Here is a 16,762-nt window from a genome sequence, read left to right as displayed (position 1 = left end):
CAAATATCAGATCATGACTGCTAACCTCGACGTTCAAACCGCCATTAAAAACTTAACCAAACCCGAGCGGGTCTCTTACATTCTGGAAAAACTCACCAGCTTGTATCCTGAGCCACCCATTCCGTTAGATCACAAAGATCCCTACACCTTATTGGTTGCGGTATTGCTGTCGGCTCAATGCACGGACGAACGAGTTAACAAGGTAACGCCTGGACTGTGGAAGCTGGCTGACAACCCGTTTGATATGGCCAAGCAATCGGTGGAAGACATTCAAGCAATCATAAGACCCTGTGGATTGTCACCACAAAAAAGCAAAGCGATTGCCAAGTTGTCACAGATTTTGGTAGAGAAATACGACGGTGAAGTTCCAGAAGATATGGACCTGTTGGAAGAATTGCCCGGCGTCGGCCATAAAACAGCGGGCGTTGTTATGTCCCAAGCATTTGGCGTTCCGGCTTTCCCTGTAGATACACACATTCACCGTTTAGCTCAACGATGGGGATTAACCAACGGCAAAAGTGTTGCCCAAACTGAAAAAGATTTAAAACGCGTTTTTCCCAAAGAATCTTGGAATAAACTACATTTGCAAATTATTTATTACGGACGAGAGTTTTGCAGTGCACGCGGCTGCGATGGTCGAGTCTGTGAAATATGCACAACCTGCTATCCCAATCGAAAACACCCTAAAAAAACATTAAAAGCGTAATGTCGGTTATCAAAACTTAGTCAAAGATGTGTGCGGCATTGAATTTTGCTATTCTAGCGCCCCTTTTTAACTGGCAAGTAATCGACAGTCATAGAATACAAGGCAGCTTGGTCCATGATAACTTTATATGGCATAAAAAATTGCGATACCGTAAAAAAAGCCCGCAAATGGCTTGATGAGCGCAATATCGACTATACGTTCCACGATTTTCGTGTGGATGGATTAGACACTGAGCAAGTTGAAAGCTGGTTAAGTGAACTCGGTGCCGACGCAGTGGTGAACAAACGCAGCACAACCTGGAAACAACTGACAGAAAGCCAAAAAGAACAAGCTCTCAGTGACGATGCTGCTGCATTAATCTGCGAAAATCCAACTTTAATAAAACGACCACTATTGGATACTGGCGAAAGTCGCCACCTCGGCTTCAAAGCAGACAATTACCAGCTGTGGCTTCAATCTTAACGAAAACTTAGACAGGAACGATCATGACAACGTTATACAGCTTAGGTCTCGGTGTAGGCACACAAAACTCCAAAGGCGATTGGTTAGAAGTTTTTTATCCAAAGCCCCTTCTGGCGCCTAATAGCGAAATCACATCAGCAGTGGCCCAAGTGTTGGAATATCAAGGCGGTAATGTTGCTGTCGAACTGACCAGTGATCAAATTAAAGCACTGGCGGATGCAATTGATAATGCAGGTGACACCGAGCTTTCTCAAATGGTCCGAACCTTTGATCAAGGGGACAAACCTGCTGTTGCCGTATTACTCGACTCCGACGCAGAACCCACTTCTGTTCCAGAAGCTTACTTAAAGCTGCACTTACTGTCGCATCGCTTAGTGAAGCCTCACGGTGTTAATCTTTCAGGCATGTTTGCCGTATTGCCAAACGTAGCGTGGACCAACGAAGGCGCTGTAGACCTTAATGAATTGACTGAACGTCAATTGAAAGCACGCTTAAAGGGTCAAATCCTCGATGTAGATTGTGTGGATAAATTCCCGAAAATGACCAACTACGTGGTTCCTACCGGTGTTCGCATCGCACACACCGCCCGTGTACGCCTTGGCGCCTATGTTGGCGAAGGCACCACTATCATGCACGAAGGCTTCGTTAACTTTAATGCTGGAACCGCTGGCAAGAGCATGATCGAGGGCCGCATTTCTGCAGGAGTTATGATTGGTGAAGGCTCCGATCTAGGCGGTGGCTGCTCAACCATGGGAACACTTTCAGGCGGCGGCAACATCGTTATTTCTGTCGGTGAAGGCTGCCTATTGGGCGCAAACGCAGGTATCGGTATTCCGTTGGGTGATCGCTGCACTGTGGAAGCGGGCCTTTACATTACTGCCGGCTCAAGAATCGCAGTTTTAGACGACAAAGGTGAAGTCGTCGAAACCGTTAAAGCACGTGATCTCGCCAATAAAAATGACTTGTTGTTCCGCAGAAACTCTCAATCAGGCGCCGTTGAATGCAAGACCAATAAATCGGCCATCGAATTGAACGAAGAGCTTCACGCACACAACTAATCATCTGAAGCACTCTTATCGTCTGCTGCGGCATCCATGTGCCACAGCAGACAACTTCATAGTGATCACTCACATACAAAAAGTTTGTTAATTCAATCCCAAACTGCACTATTCCGCCTTACTCAATCGTATCTATTAATTTTCATCTTCAGGAATCTCCAATGACCGCACACTCCGCTACCGTAGAACTCGCTCAAGAGCTTATTCGTCGTCCATCGGTAACACCCGAAGATGCTGGTTGCCAAGAGCTGATGGCCGAACGCCTAAAAGCGATTGGTTTCAACTGTGAATTCTTAGAATGGGGGGAGGGCTCGGAAAAGGTCATTAACCTTTGGGCAGTTCGAGGTGAAAGCGGCCCTATCTTTGCGTTTGCAGGCCACACAGACGTGGTGCCGACTGGCCCGGAAGAAGCTTGGCTTTTCCCACCGTTTGAAGCGGCTATTCACGAAGAGAAAGTATATGGCCGTGGCGCGGCCGATATGAAAGGCTCACTCGCAGCCATGGTAACCGCCTGTGAACGATTTATTGCCAATCACAGTGATCACAAAGGTCGTATCGCATTTTTGATTACCAGTGACGAGGAAGGTCCAGCAGAGTTCGGTACGGTCAAGGTCGTTGAATGGTTAGAAGAGCGCGGTGAAAAAATAACCTGGTGTCTTGTGGGAGAGCCATCGAGCACTGCAGAAGCAGGCGATGTAATTAAAAACGGACGCCGAGGCAGTATTGGTGGCTGGTTAACCATCAAAGGCAAACAGGGCCATGTTGCCTACCCTCATCTTGCTAAAAATCCAATTCACTTAGCTGCACCGGCTTTGGCGGAGCTCGCACAAGAACAATGGGACCAAGGCAATGAATATTTTCCAGCAACCAGCTTCCAAATTTCCAATATTAACGGTGGAACTGGGGCGACGAATGTGGTTCCCGGACATCTCAAAGTAATTTTTAACTTTAGATTTTCGACTGAATCAACTCATGAAAGCCTAATTGAAAGAACCGAATCTATTTTAAATAAATACGGATTAGACTTTGATATTGACTGGCATTTGAGCGGAGAAGCATTTTTAACTGCGCCTGGCGATTTGGTGAATGCTATTGTTTCTTCCATAAAAACGGTATCGGGAATTGATACGGAATTATCAACCGCTGGCGGCACATCTGACGGTAGATTTATTGCACCCACAGGTGCTCAGGTTGTTGAGTTAGGACCTATTAACAAAACAATCCACCAGATCAATGAATGTGTGAGCATCAAAGACTTAGACAATACGTCTGCTTATTACGAAGGCATTTTAGAAAACTTACTCACACAAAAATAAAGAAAATTGTTAAATAATCTTAACTGGCTAAAAATAAATTTAATTTATTTTTCACGCCGATAGCAACTTACTATCATTGATACCTCCACTCAGCAAGGTGTTAAAATACACCTTGCTTTTCTCAAACAAACCATTTTTTACCCTCAATCTTTTCGACCTTTAAATTTATATACTCGTCTCGCAAGTCGACAGAAATTCAATCAAGAATTTTTCATCTCACTACTTACCGAATACATTTATAACCTAAACATTAAAAAATCAAAAAGTTACAAATAATTATTCATAAAAATAATACCGACACGAAGAAAGCACAGTATTTATTTTAAGATTAATTATTGCAGTGAACTTAAAAAACAATTCCTTAGATTTATAAAAAAACTCGACAAAGCACAAAAAGATCAAATAACAATCAAAAAATCGCTTAATTTTATTCTTTAGGAATAAAACATTTCTTAATCACCATAACGGCGCATTTTAGATCTTTGCTAAAAAGCTTCAATTAATACAAAATAGTTTTAAATACAACATCCTGTTAGAAGCAACCTGCCAAATCCACCTATTTCCTGTCTAGTAAAGATTTATATAATTAAAGCTTTTCTGACTAATTTATGGACTAAATTGTGAGGAATTCCCACAGTGAGCTCAGTAAAGGACACTATACCTCGCCGTGACTATCAATCCGAACTTGACGGTATTCGTGCACTCGCTTTAATCATTGTGCTGATTTACCACACAGGTTTCGAATTATTCAGCGGTGGCTATCTAGGTGTAGATGTATTTTTTGTGCTAAGTGGGTACTTAATAACTAACATCGTCATCTCACAGTTTGACAATAAAAAATTCGACTACGCAGATTTTTTCGAACGCAGAGCGCGCCGAATTTTTCCAGCCTTGTATATTGTTTTGCTGGTATCCACCATTCCCGCTTGGTTTTTATTGGTTCCACCAGATATGGTGAGCTTTGTAAACAGCCAATCCAGTGCGGCAGCGTTTCTTTCAAATATCTTTTTTTGGCGTGAAAGTAATTACTTTGACACCTCATCAGAATTAAAGCCACTACTTCACACTTGGAGCTTGGGAGTCGAGTTTCAATTCTATTTAATCTATCCCATTTACATAGGATTGGCTTACCGTCTATTCCCTAAATATATCTTCCAGACAACAGCATTTTTATTTTTAATGAGCTTAGCCCTGTCTCACTGGGGTGCCATGGTAAAGCCAACGCCTAATTACTATTTGCTTCCTACACGTGCCTGGGAATTATTGTACGGCGCATTAGTGGCTTTATGGCATATAAAGCACAGAGACAGAAAAGACTTCACAATCAGCAAATCAAAAGCTGACTTAATTACATTAATCGGCTTACTTCTAATAATCATACCAGTATTTTATTTCACCACAGAAACACTGTTTCCTTCGGCGTACGCGTTGATTCCAACAACCGGCACTGCGCTGATTATCATCTTTTCAAAGCACGCCTCCATTTTCTATAAAGTGCTAACACTAAAGCCACTGACCTATTTGGGTTTAGTGAGCTACAGCGCTTATCTATGGCATCAACCCATCTACGCGTTCATCCGCCAACTGGAAGATTACCTATCCGGGCTCGGCGTTTGGGTTGCGGCATTTTTTGCAACGATAATCTTGGCGTCTTTGACGTACCACTTAATAGAAAACCCTTTTAGAAGTCGCTCTAAAATAAGTACGCGCTCATTCTACTCAACCACCGCAACTGCTCTGGTTGGTCTTTTTGGTTTTAGCATATTCACTAATACCACCAATGGCTTCGAAAACCGTTTCCATCTACCCGAAAACCTACAAGCTCAATATGAACTTCCAACCTCTGATAATGGATGGTGCTTCTACAGCATAGACACCAATCGAGAATTGCCACTCGGTGCAGCTGGTACTCAATGCTCAATCGGTAAAAAGCAAGGGTTTGAGTACCAAGGTCTTTTAGTGGGTGACTCTACCGCTGGCCATTTTGAACCATTTTGGGATGAAGTCGGTGAGCAAATAAATGCGAAAATAAGCTCTATCACCACTAACTGGTGCTACCCATCGCTAACGGATAATTTCACTTGGAGCAAAGATACACCAGCCTTTGATCAGTGTTTGTTCAATAGACAATATGTAAAAGAGCACGCAAAGGATTTTGATTTTATTGTGCTATCTGGCTTGTGGATGCAACTGAAAAGTGAAAACCGCTTATCCGAAGTTGACGAATTACTAAACTATCTGATTAAAGATCTTAATAAGAAAGTCATAATCATGGCACAAGCACCCATGTTCGATCGTGTCAGCATTCTAAAAAGCATTTACATGCAACATAATCCGAAAATTATCGACAAAGATATTGACGCTCAAGAGATCAACAAAAACTTTAATTTACTCGCCGATAACAACACAAATTTATATTTTATCACTCGAGAAGAACTCTTTGCGGACAACTCTCAGGATATACCCAAACTGACAAGAGAAGGATTGCCCTATTCTCTAGACGGAATTCATCTAAGTATCTATGGCTCAGTAAAAGCTGCGGAGACATTTTTGGGAAACCATCGTCAATCTAACTTAGAAAAATTCATTTCAGAACAAATTATAAACTAAGCATCAGCAGTGCATATCGTACTAACTTGCTAATTAATTCGTTTGAAGTTAGCTAACACTTTAAAAATTACGTATTCGTAAATTAGACCAAATATTCGTTTTGGTATTTATTTCCAATTTCACTTGGTGTTTTATAGGTCAACTTCCCAACTTTTAACGACCTATAAAAGACCATGAAAAAGAACGGATTTACTTTAATAGAATTACTTATCACTCTTTCTATTTCCAGCATTTTAGTTACCCTTTCAACGCCATTGTTTTCCGAATTTTATAAAAAACACAAAGCAAGCCAAGAAATTAACAACCACTTTAGCCTTTTTAAATACGCTCGTTACAGCGCCGCATCAAGCGCGAGTTATGTTTCGGTTTGCGCAATGGCGATGGATAATCTCTGTGGTGACAATTGGTCTAACGGCTTAATTATATTTGAAGACAACAATGTGAATGGCGTGATCGATGATCAAGAAAAGGTATTAAGAGTCTATAAACGCACACCAACGAATTCCACAATTACCCTAAGAGCAAGTTTAAATACAAAATTTATAAACTACACACCCACCGGCACCAGCTTTCGCCGTAATGCCAGTGGTAACCTTGTATATTGTGAAAACGAAGGTGATACAACCAATGCCAAAGCTCTGGTCTTTTCCCGCTCAGGAAGAGCGTATTTAGCAATCGATAAAAATAACAATGGGATTCCTGAAAACGGTAGCGGTAAAGACGTCACTTGCTAGGTGTAATCAATACTAATGCAAGCAGCGAATTTGCAACCAGTTTTAACACCACACTCCTTATTTTAGAAAAACGCTTAACTAAGTTTTAAATTTAATTATTAAATATTTCAAGCCAAGCTCTTCTGCCCAACCCGGTCGCATTTTCTGGACAAACAGCCTGAAAACTAACACTGCCATCCGACGTCGAATAAGCCTGCAAATAACCATTAGAATCACACGGCGTATTGGCACTTGGGGAACCAATAAATGCCGAACCATTGGGAACACCATTTACAATAGCCTGGGACAAGAAACCACGATCGTCGTCATTAATAACACCATCATCATTAAAATCAATAATGGGTGTTCTTGTCGCTAGCCCATCTACACCGACCGCATTAATAAATCCTGTTCCGCCAGCAGAACACACAGACGTTGAAGGTACTGAACTTGAGAAGAAAATAATTCCCGACAACAACGTTGCTTCGGTAACGACTCGTTCACCTTCAACCGGCAAATCAATAAACCAACCATACTCTGCGAGATTGGTACCTTCACTGAACCATTCAATAGGATCACCGAAAGGCGATTGCGTATCCTGCATTCGCGTTAATCCGTCGTTAGACACAACCAATCTTCGTTCATGTAAGTCACGACGGTCCAATCTGTTATCCCCACGATCCCAAACCGCGTAAAAGGATTGTGTTTCAACACGGGGCAAGTCATCGGCCTCAAGTATTCGACCAGAGCCAAAAAATATCAGTAAATTCGGCTCGTTACCTACTGTGTTGGTATCACCATTTCGAGCAATCAGTGGCGCTGTTGTAATCGCTTGGCGATTATCATTGCCAACGCCTCTACCTCTGGAAGTAGAGAACAGCGGACGATTACCAACAGTACTCCAGTCATTAGTATTGCGGCTGGAGACATCAAATGCCCACATGTTTCCACGTATATCACCTGCGTAGACTCGGTCAATCACACGATCACCATCGAGATCTACAAGCGCCGGTTCTGACAAACCGTTATCGGAATCATTATTGGCGGACAGCTCTACATAATCACTTGGCGCCCACCGGCCGTCCGCACCAGCTTCAATGAAAACAATAAATAGCTTCGCTTCGCCATTTGTTGAGTTGTAGCCATTACCCACAACAACCGCGAATTCACCGTTATTCATTAATGCAATTTGAGGCGTCGCGAATATATGCCCCATATCTTCATCACCAAAATGATCATCGAACTCCCACAGCACGACATCGTCTGCATCGCTAGCACTTAAATTGGAAGGATCGGTAACATCTAACGCGTAAAGGCCTTTCCCGCCTGAGCGAAGTCCGCCGACAAGCACGGTTCGCCACTGGGGTGAATTACCACCGACTGGATCAATAAAAACATCAGACGCCGCCTGGTTACCGTCGACGTAAAATTTATGCTGATAATTTCTATCGGTAAGATAATAAAGGCCCTCTTGGGTGGACTCACCGTCGAACACTTGCGAAGGAATATAAGCAAATAGCTCATCGCCCGTTTCGGAATCAAAACCGTGAAGCATACCGTCATTCGCCCCCACATAAACGACAGATTGCCTATTGGAAAATCGATTTGCGAAATCTGAGTAATTTCCACCAAGAGCTGACGAACCAAAAGGAACATTGGCACTCACACTAAAATCAGGGAAACCTAAATTAGGCGAGCCAACCACAATTGGAGAGGAATTTACGATATCACCTAAAACTTCAAACTCACCCGATAAACGGTCACGAAACAAAGGGTTGTTTTCACCGCGAATGTAATTAATGACTTCTTCAATGTTGTCAGTATCATCGGCAGACAAGTCATCTATTTGATTAGCAGTAAACAAGGACCCTTCAAAACTGCTAAATTCAAATGAAATTCCATCTCGGGCAACACTCGACGATAATACTCCGACCTCAGACATCGTATAAATATTGCGATCTTCATGTCCGAACTGCTCCAGTCGGCGCGTTAATAATTCAGCAGCACTCCAATTGGAATCCGCTTCAAAGGTTGACACAACATTATCAATAGAAGAATTATCTAAGTCGAAGGACCGTAAATCTCCGGACCACAAATTACCAGAGAACCGAAACGAAGACTGAAATATCGAGGTCGAATCCGTGATCGCTCCGGAGCTAAACGCAGCGGTGGAAAAGCTACCTTGGGAAGAAACAATTTCTCCAAAAATTTCATCAAAGGCCAGAATTAATTCATCAGCATCTAATGCCGAATAAACTTGACCCTCACCCTCGACACCATTATTTGCAGCCTCAAATAGTTCTCGATTTGACGCCAAATTCTGATCGAAACCAGCAACGTAATAAGTTTCGATGCCATTACGAACGTTCTCGCCGCGTAAATTATTGAGATCTGGTCGCAAATCAATTTCTTGCAACGCTAAAGTTACATCGTCGAGCACACCCGAGTTTACCAACCTCTCACCGACGAACCTTATGCTATTCACATCATTTTCGTCATCAATACTCTCAAGGTCGCTGTAGCCTCTAAAATCATCACCGACGGCATTACCACCGACAATAAATCGATTGAGTAGCGCTAGCTCGTTAGGTTGCCCATCTGTCAAAGCAACAATAAAATTACTCTGGCAAAATTCTTCAATAATTGGATTATCTTGATTAGGAGGCAACACACCCTCAGCGTAACTCGGAACTGCGGATAATATTTCTTCAGCGCGAATTACTTGCTCGTTTTCGGAATTTGGATGAATGGTAATAAGTTGATCTTCATAACCTTCAATAAAGTATCGTCCAATATCGAGCACAGCTTCTGCAACTGGGGTAAACCCTCGAACATTAATACCAGACAGAGAATCCAGTATATTTTGCCTGTGACTGGTACTTTCAGAATCCAAATTGTCTAACGGTAAAATTGGCTGGAGTATCTCAGCTCCTGTGTTGGGGTTAGTGGCATTCGTAATGGTTGAAAATTTGGATAATCCAAGCCGAACCCCAGTTAAATTCCGGACCAATAAATTGGCTGCCTCTTCTGCCACATCAATTCTGGTACCAACACCTGTTTTTTCAATGCCATCTTCAAAAATATCCGAGCTGCTTTGGTCTTGATTAGAAAAATAGAAATTCCAAAAATTCCCTCCTTCAATCGCACTGTTGCCGTCCGTAGAATAGGTAATATTATAAGATGGGTTTGGGTTTCTGATGTTCGGTATTCTCTCGTCCCTAAAGCATCGAGTTTGCCTACCGGTAGCGCCGAGACCAGGCACTACTCCCCAATCGAATTCGACTCCATTGTAGGAGAAAAAGACTCGATTCTGTCCATCCAAAAAAACCTCAATATTGGGTATATTCGGAATATAAGTCTCATCTAACTGAATAGGCGGGATGGTTATACTTGCCGGACAATCGGCGTAATCAAATCGTTCATCGAAATTTCCTGCGACTATACTGCTCATTGAAAAAGAGCTATCAATAAGCAACATAACATTGGGCTCGACACTGGCCGACGTTAACAGCGGGCGATCAGGAAATTCAATCGAATAGCTCGACTGAGCCGTCATGAGAGTTACAACACCAAAACATAAATTAAAAGCTGTTTTAAATAAGAGAGAACATTTCCTTTTTGAAGCAAAATATTTCACATTTTCTCCTCAAGCTTGCATTCAATCGTCAATCAAGCGTTGTTATAAATTTTATTTCAGCAACAAGAATTACAGTGTTACGGTGTAATAACTGGAAACAACCTTCGAAAAATTCGTATCGTTTAAATTAGCTCGCACAACAATACGAAATATTACTGTTGATACAATAGCCTCAACTTGACCGTAGGAATTATTGACCTGTACCTCGTTTGCAACAACATCTAGCTGTTGCTCGCCTATCAACTCAATGAAGTATCGAGCATTGATACCGGGAATAATTTCTTGCGCTAAAACACTCGAATTACCTTCCCAAGTATCACCACTAAAATAGTCGGATGGAGCCAATCCGGTATCAAAAACACCAGTCTCAACACCAACAATGGAGAGATCGTCAATTTCCGAAACTCTGGTTTCAGCTTCGCGCAAAGCGGATTCTGCCACTTGGAACAGTTGTGATGATCGTCGCATTGAACCCGTCATATTTTCCTGCAATATAGCATTGGAACTAGAGCCTAATACGATTAACGTAAGCACCAATAAAATTACCAAACTGATTATTAGTACGGCTCCGTTCTCACGACCAGGTTTTCTCAAACTCAGTTGATTCATTGCATTTAATACCTAGGGTTCGGAAGCTAATGTTAAGGAGTACGCAGGAGCCATTCGATTTCTGATATTTACAGAGGTAGCGTAAATTCTGTTAATTTCATTGTCGGTATCGGTGGCTAAGATTTCTAGTGTAACCGACACTATACGTCGAGGGCTGTAAGCACTTAACTCGTCGGTTGTTACGGTCAGATTTGCGGTTCCGTTTGAATCGGTATCTATTCCAAATTCATAATTTAAATTAGAGATATTGGAGACCAATTCAAAATTTCTACCATCTTCTCTAAGATGCAGCGCATCATTACCATTTAAACCTTCGGCAATAAAATACGTTCTTACATAGGGCCGCATTAAAGTTGCGTCGGCGCTAAACACCTCGGTGAATCTTTCTTGGTTATTTTGCAAACCTTCAACACTAACGGAATTATGACCAATCAAATTGCCTACACCGTCCGTCTTTACAAAAATATTACCGGATCGACAATTAGCTACTAACAAAACCGTACCATCATCGATATCACAACCTTCTCGGAGAGTTAACGGAGCAAGTGTATCCGTATTCACACTCAATTCGCTGTTCGCCGGACATGCCGGTTCAGCGCTTACAACCTGAATGACATCGGAATCTGGTTTAATAATTTTGCCTCCTAACAAATTGGATTCGTCGGCAACATAGGCATTGATACCTCCCAGGGAGAAATACTCATGCACTGACGGGTCGTAATTTCCAACGGGAGACAAGAGGTTAGTAATTTCTGATTTATCACTCAAACATCCAGTAAAGTCGGCATTTTTTATATCTCGAACCAAAAATTCTATGGCAACTCTAGCGCTATCCTGAATATCGGAGAATCTATTTTGAGTAATAATTGCGTCTCGACTGGAAGAAAAAACTTGGAGAACACCAAGCAATAACACGGAAGTTAATAGCAATGAAACTAACAGCTCAATCAAGGTAAAACCTTGATGGTTAAGTTTTATTTTTTTAGCAGGTAAACGAATTAAAACACCAGATTTTTTCATATTCTTATTCGCACGCTGTATTGTTCGATTTCATTTTCCTCAACACCTGAATAATCTGTCCAGAAAACAGTTATTTCGAACGTACCATCACCTTCGTCGTAATTAACAATTCCTGCTCCGTTTGGTAAACCGCCGTCAACAGATGAATTATTTATCAGTCTGTTCCACTCAACAAATTCTCTTTGCAATAATTGAGTTGAAGTGCAGTTAACATCGCAAGTAATTTCAGAACCGTTATCCAACCCATTTAATGCAGTAAATACCAACCCTTCTTGAAGAGATCTAATTCGATCCGCCATATTTTCAACATATAAGATCGCCAGCGTTCGTTCATGACTAGCACTTAAGTTTTGTGCACTTAACAACTGTGTACCAGCCAAACCCAAGAAACCAATTGTCAGCAACAACACAGAAACCAACACTTCGATTAATGAAACACCGAGCTGATATTTTATTTTCATGATCAAGAAACTGAGCTCATAGGCCCCAAAAAAGTACATCGGTTTTTATTTAGAAATGAAAATGCGGTATTGGAAGAGCAAAAAATTACGAAAATCTAAATATCCAATGGAGTTTAAAATATAACATTCCCAATAAATTAAATATAAGGATGTATTTATAGACGACAAGCAGGGATGTTCGGTACTAAATATGAGACAAACGGTATGAAAACATCTAAAAAAACCGATATAACCAGCATTTTCTAGATCATTAGTTTATTTAAAAATCAACCTGATAAAATAATTACTCATATATAAATAAAAATACCCAGAAATGAAAAACAGAGAACTAATGCGTTAGTACTTTTTATTTATTAAAAATAGTGAGTTTTATAAAGAATCAAAATTCACTTTGAATCTGAAATTAAAATCAAAAAACTTTCTTCCATTCATCAATAGTGAACACTGTATTTTTAAATTGCGGGCATTTAATAATTAAAGAACAAACCACAAAAAATCTTATGAAAATCGAAAGCTAGGTTTTACCACCAATAAAAAGTATTAAAAGCTTGACAAGCAAGAATTAAGGATTAAACCGAAATTATTAAAAGAGAGGGCAAGAAATAACTGAGGATAAAAACTGGGAAAGAGAGGGAAAAACAGAGCTGCAAATACAGCTCTGTTGTAAGAGAAGAATTTATATCAATATTATTGGGCGAGCATTTCTTGCCATGATAGGCGCCCGAGTGCATCTGGACCAGGCGGACAAAGTAATCGAAATGTAACTTCACCATTCGAGGTTGTGTTTGCTTGCAGAATACCTGAAGTTCCATCTGGACACTGGCCACCAAGACCGCCACCGCCACCGCCGCCACCGCCGCCACCGCCGATAAATGCAGAACCAGAGGGCAACCCACCTAACACCGCTTCAGCCACGAAACCGCGATCATTGTCATTTATGCTTCCATCTCCATCCGTATCAAATATTGGTGTTCTTTGTGCAAGGCCAGTAGTAGAAATACTGTTTAGGAACCCACTCCCACCATTAGAACAAGCAGATGTTGTAGGTATTGAACTAGCAAAAAACAAAGTACCTCTAAGAATCGTGGGCTCTACTACAACACGTTCACCTGGCTCAGGAAAATCCATAAACCATCCCCACTCACCATCGGTACCATTAAACCATCGGACTTCATCACCATCGACGGTTCGAGTAGTCACCTGGTTGCCTTGAGCATTTGTAATTTCTACGGAATTGAGAATTCTAGGCTCCAGATCATTACGATCTAACCCATCGTCTCCACGATCCCATACAGCGTAAAATGATTGATCATTAGTATTTGTATAATCACTAACTTCAATAAACTGGCCAGTACCGAAAAACACTAATACATTTGCGCCATTACCCGATGTAACGGTTTCGTTATTTCTAACAATAATTGGGACTGTTGTGATTGACTGTTCATCGCCATTGTCATTCAGGGCAGTAAATAAAGGTCTAGGTGCACCACCCGAAGCTGTATACGCGGACTCCCAGTTTCTCTGATCTGGATCGGAGACATCAAATACCCACATGTTACCGCGTAAATCTCCTGCATAAATACGATCAGGAATAAAATCACCGTCTAAATCTCCCAAAACAGGAGTAGACATCCCATTATCACCGCCAACGCCAGTATCTAACTCAACCCAATCACCGGTTGTAAAGCTTCCATCAGCGCCCTCTTCAAAGAAAATAATAAAAACTTTAGCTTCACGACTGGCGCTGTTATAACCATTACCCAAAATTGCAGCCCACTTACCGTTAGCCATTTTCGCAACCCGGATATCGCCATAAACATGGCCCATATCGTCGTCGTCAACGCCACTGAATTCCCATAGCACAAGGTCTTGCGCATTCTCTTCGTTAATAGAAGATGGGTTCGTTATATCAAGTGCGTAAATACCTTTACCGCCAGCCCTGAGGGCCCCGAGTAACACTGTACGCCAAGATTTATTAGTTCCGCCGTTAGGATCGATGAAGACATCAGAAGCTGTCAGTGCACCGTCGACATAAAAACGGTGCTCGTATTCAGTATCAGTTAGATAAAATAATCCTTCTTCCGTCGATGAATCATCGAAGACCATAGACGGAATAAACGCAAATGACTCTTGACCACCGTTATCAGGGTCACCTCTAAATGCATGTAACATCCCATCATTGGAACCGGTATATACCATAGATTCACGGTTAGCTTGAGCAGCACGAAATGAGGAGTAAGGCTGAGTTGCAGAACCAAACTCACTAACAGAACCATCACCGACAACAGCCCCGAATTCTGGGATATTAATTTCTGGCTCACCAACTTCAACTGGAGAGGAATTTACAATGTCACCCAACAAGCCCAATCGGTTATCAAAAGTAGTTCTATCTCGAAATAAGGGATTGGACTCTCCACGAATATAATTGAGTACGTCAATTCCTAAACTGCTATTTCCGGTTCCCCCAGATAAATCATTCCTTTGCATAGCACTCAACGCACCATAATTTGCTTCAGTGAAAGCAATACCGTCGCCATTAGCACCCATAGTAATAATATCTCGGTCAAGGTGACCGTTGGGAAGCGATGCTACACGGTCATCCAAAACCTCAGCAGCATTCCACATAGGCTCAGATGAGAAAACTTGGTTTGAATCATCAAATGGGAACGCAAATAAATTACCTTGCCATAAGAATTCGGATCGAGAAAAAGTCGCTTGGTAAAGGGCTGTGTCTATCTCCAGGGAACCCGAATTAAATGTAACGGAGGTAAGCGAACCTGCATTCGAAAAAATTTCTTCAAAAATATCATCAAACGCATCAACCAAGCCGACACCACTGTTCGCTTGATACAAAATCCCAGGTTCAGCGCCTGGATCAACCCCAAGGCCAACACCATTATTAACAACATTTCGAATAACTGTCTGCTCACCTAATCCGAAGCCTGCAATCACGTATGTAGACATATTATTGCGAACAAAAGTACCGTCAAATTCATTTAAATCAGGGCGCAAATCAATGTCGTAAACAGCCAAAGCAATATCGTCAAATACACCAGTTGCACCATCGGAATCATAGTTTCTCAAACCATTACTAATAGTATTATCTTGTGTAGGAGCGCCATCGGTAAGTAAAACAGTAAAATTTTCCTGGCAGAACGCTTGTATAACCGGGTCAGAAGCAGTAGGCGCTTGAACACCAAATTCGTACCTAGGTCGATTTGGTAGCAAACTTCCAAGATTAGCAGAGGATTCTGCACCAGTAATGTTGTCGGGGTGAACCACAACTTGCTGATTGGTAAACCCTTCAACGAAATAACGGGATACTTCAGCAAGGGTTTCACCTAAAGGTGTCGCACCATTTGCATTAATTGTATTGATTCGATCAATAATGAGCTGGCGATGTGTATCATCATCAGCAGAGCTAAATCGTCTGTCTATTGAGTCGATACCTGCCAAAATTCGGCCCCCCTCAGAGCCGTCAAATCCGGCTAAACCAATACGGACACCATCCAAATTACGCATTAAAATTTTTGCGGCATCCTGGGCAAGTTCAATACGCTCACCTACGCCGAACTTTTGATCTTCCTCTCCCCAATTATCGCCGTCAGTCTGATCTTCATTGGAGAAATAGAAATTCCAAAAGTTACCTTCCGCGGCTCTAAAAGCCGTGAAATTACCGCTATTAATTAACGCGCTCCGATTATCAAAATCATCTGAATATTGAACACGATAAGAACCACCTCGTCTAAAACAGCGCTGAGGTAGCCCTGTTCGAGTATCTAATCCAGAAGTAAAACCCCAGGCATAATCAACACCACGATAGGTAAAAAACGCATTACCGTCAGAATCTGTCCGCGCTTCGATTTCTTCAGCACCAGCAATATTAAAAGCAGTTAAATCATTGCCAACAGTTGGAATTTCTAAAGAAGGCGGACAATTCCCATAGTTTATACTGGGGTCGTAGCTACCAAAGGAAAAACCAAATACCATAGAACCCGAATCGTCAAGAACAACCATAACATTGGGTTCAATACTTGCCTCAGTCAAAAGAGGGCGATCAGGTAGATCTACTGCAACTGCACTGTGGCAGACAGCAAAAGTCATAGCAGCAGTGACGACAAACTGTGATGTGTTTGGTAAAAGCTTTTTTATCAACTGATTCATTTAATT

Annotated in this window: 11 protein-coding genes; 6 read left to right on the top strand and 5 right to left on the bottom strand. The window is 41.7% G+C overall.

What is annotated here, in order from left to right; genetic code table 11:
- Positions 1 to 13: 13 nt before the first annotated feature.
- From nth to LU361_RS08650, 6 genes are all read left to right on the top strand, one after another.
- Positions 14 to 706, top strand: a complete 693-nt coding sequence (nth, locus tag LU361_RS08675; protein WP_233088459.1) for an endonuclease III — start codon at positions 14 to 16, stop codon at positions 704 to 706.
- Between the two features lie 114 nt (positions 707 to 820).
- The gene (locus LU361_RS08670; RefSeq protein WP_233088458.1) at positions 821 to 1,168 is read left to right on the top strand and encodes an ArsC family reductase; all 348 of its coding nucleotides are present in this window, start codon (positions 821 to 823) and stop codon (positions 1,166 to 1,168) included.
- Positions 1,169 to 1,191: 23 nt separating this feature from the next.
- Entirely contained in the window at positions 1,192 to 2,226 is a 1,035-nt protein-coding gene (gene dapD, locus LU361_RS08665) for a 2,3,4,5-tetrahydropyridine-2,6-dicarboxylate N-succinyltransferase (protein ID WP_233088457.1), read from the top strand.
- 161 nt (positions 2,227 to 2,387) lie between these two features.
- Positions 2,388 to 3,542 (top strand): succinyl-diaminopimelate desuccinylase, encoded by a 1,155-nt coding sequence (gene dapE / locus LU361_RS08660; protein WP_233088456.1) that lies wholly within the window; start codon positions 2,388 to 2,390, stop codon positions 3,540 to 3,542.
- A gap of 636 nt (positions 3,543 to 4,178) precedes the next feature.
- Entirely contained in the window at positions 4,179 to 6,152 is a 1,974-nt protein-coding gene (locus tag LU361_RS20300) for an acyltransferase family protein (RefSeq protein ID WP_233088455.1), read from the top strand.
- 173 nt (positions 6,153 to 6,325) lie between these two features.
- On the top strand, positions 6,326 to 6,886 hold the full coding sequence (locus tag LU361_RS08650; protein ID WP_233088454.1) for a GspH/FimT family pseudopilin: 561 nt from the start codon (positions 6,326 to 6,328) through the stop codon (positions 6,884 to 6,886).
- Positions 6,887 to 6,977: 91 nt separating this feature from the next.
- Here the strand turns inward: LU361_RS08650 and LU361_RS08645 are convergent, their stop codons facing one another.
- The 5 genes from LU361_RS08645 to LU361_RS08625 form a co-directional block, all read right to left on the bottom strand.
- On the bottom strand, positions 6,978 to 10,421 hold the full coding sequence (locus LU361_RS08645) for a pilus assembly protein (RefSeq protein WP_233088453.1): 3,444 nt from the start codon (positions 10,419 to 10,421) through the stop codon (positions 6,978 to 6,980).
- 150 nt (positions 10,422 to 10,571) lie between these two features.
- Positions 10,572 to 11,111, bottom strand: coding sequence for a pilus assembly PilX family protein (locus LU361_RS08640; protein WP_233088452.1), 540 nt, complete (start codon positions 11,109 to 11,111; stop codon positions 10,572 to 10,574).
- A gap of 12 nt (positions 11,112 to 11,123) precedes the next feature.
- A complete protein-coding gene (locus tag LU361_RS08635) occupies positions 11,124 to 12,131 on the bottom strand; it encodes a prepilin-type N-terminal cleavage/methylation domain-containing protein (RefSeq protein ID WP_233088451.1) in 1,008 nt (335 codons plus the stop codon).
- Positions 12,128 to 12,592 (bottom strand): type IV pilus modification protein PilV, encoded by a 465-nt coding sequence (gene pilV, locus LU361_RS08630; RefSeq protein ID WP_233088450.1) that lies wholly within the window; start codon positions 12,590 to 12,592, stop codon positions 12,128 to 12,130. Before pilV ends, LU361_RS08635 begins: the two co-directional genes overlap by 4 nt.
- Positions 12,593 to 13,279: 687 nt before the next feature.
- Positions 13,280 to 16,756: a pilus assembly protein gene (locus tag LU361_RS08625; protein WP_233088449.1), complete on the bottom strand. Its 3,477-nt coding sequence runs from the start codon at positions 16,754 to 16,756 to the stop codon at positions 13,280 to 13,282.
- Between the last annotated feature and the right edge of the window lie 6 nt (positions 16,757 to 16,762).

The organism is Sessilibacter corallicola (assembly GCF_021290925.1).
Taxonomy (GTDB): Bacteria; Pseudomonadota; Gammaproteobacteria; order Pseudomonadales; family Cellvibrionaceae; genus Sessilibacter; species Sessilibacter corallicola.
This window is presented reverse-complemented; position numbering and strand designations above follow the sequence as displayed.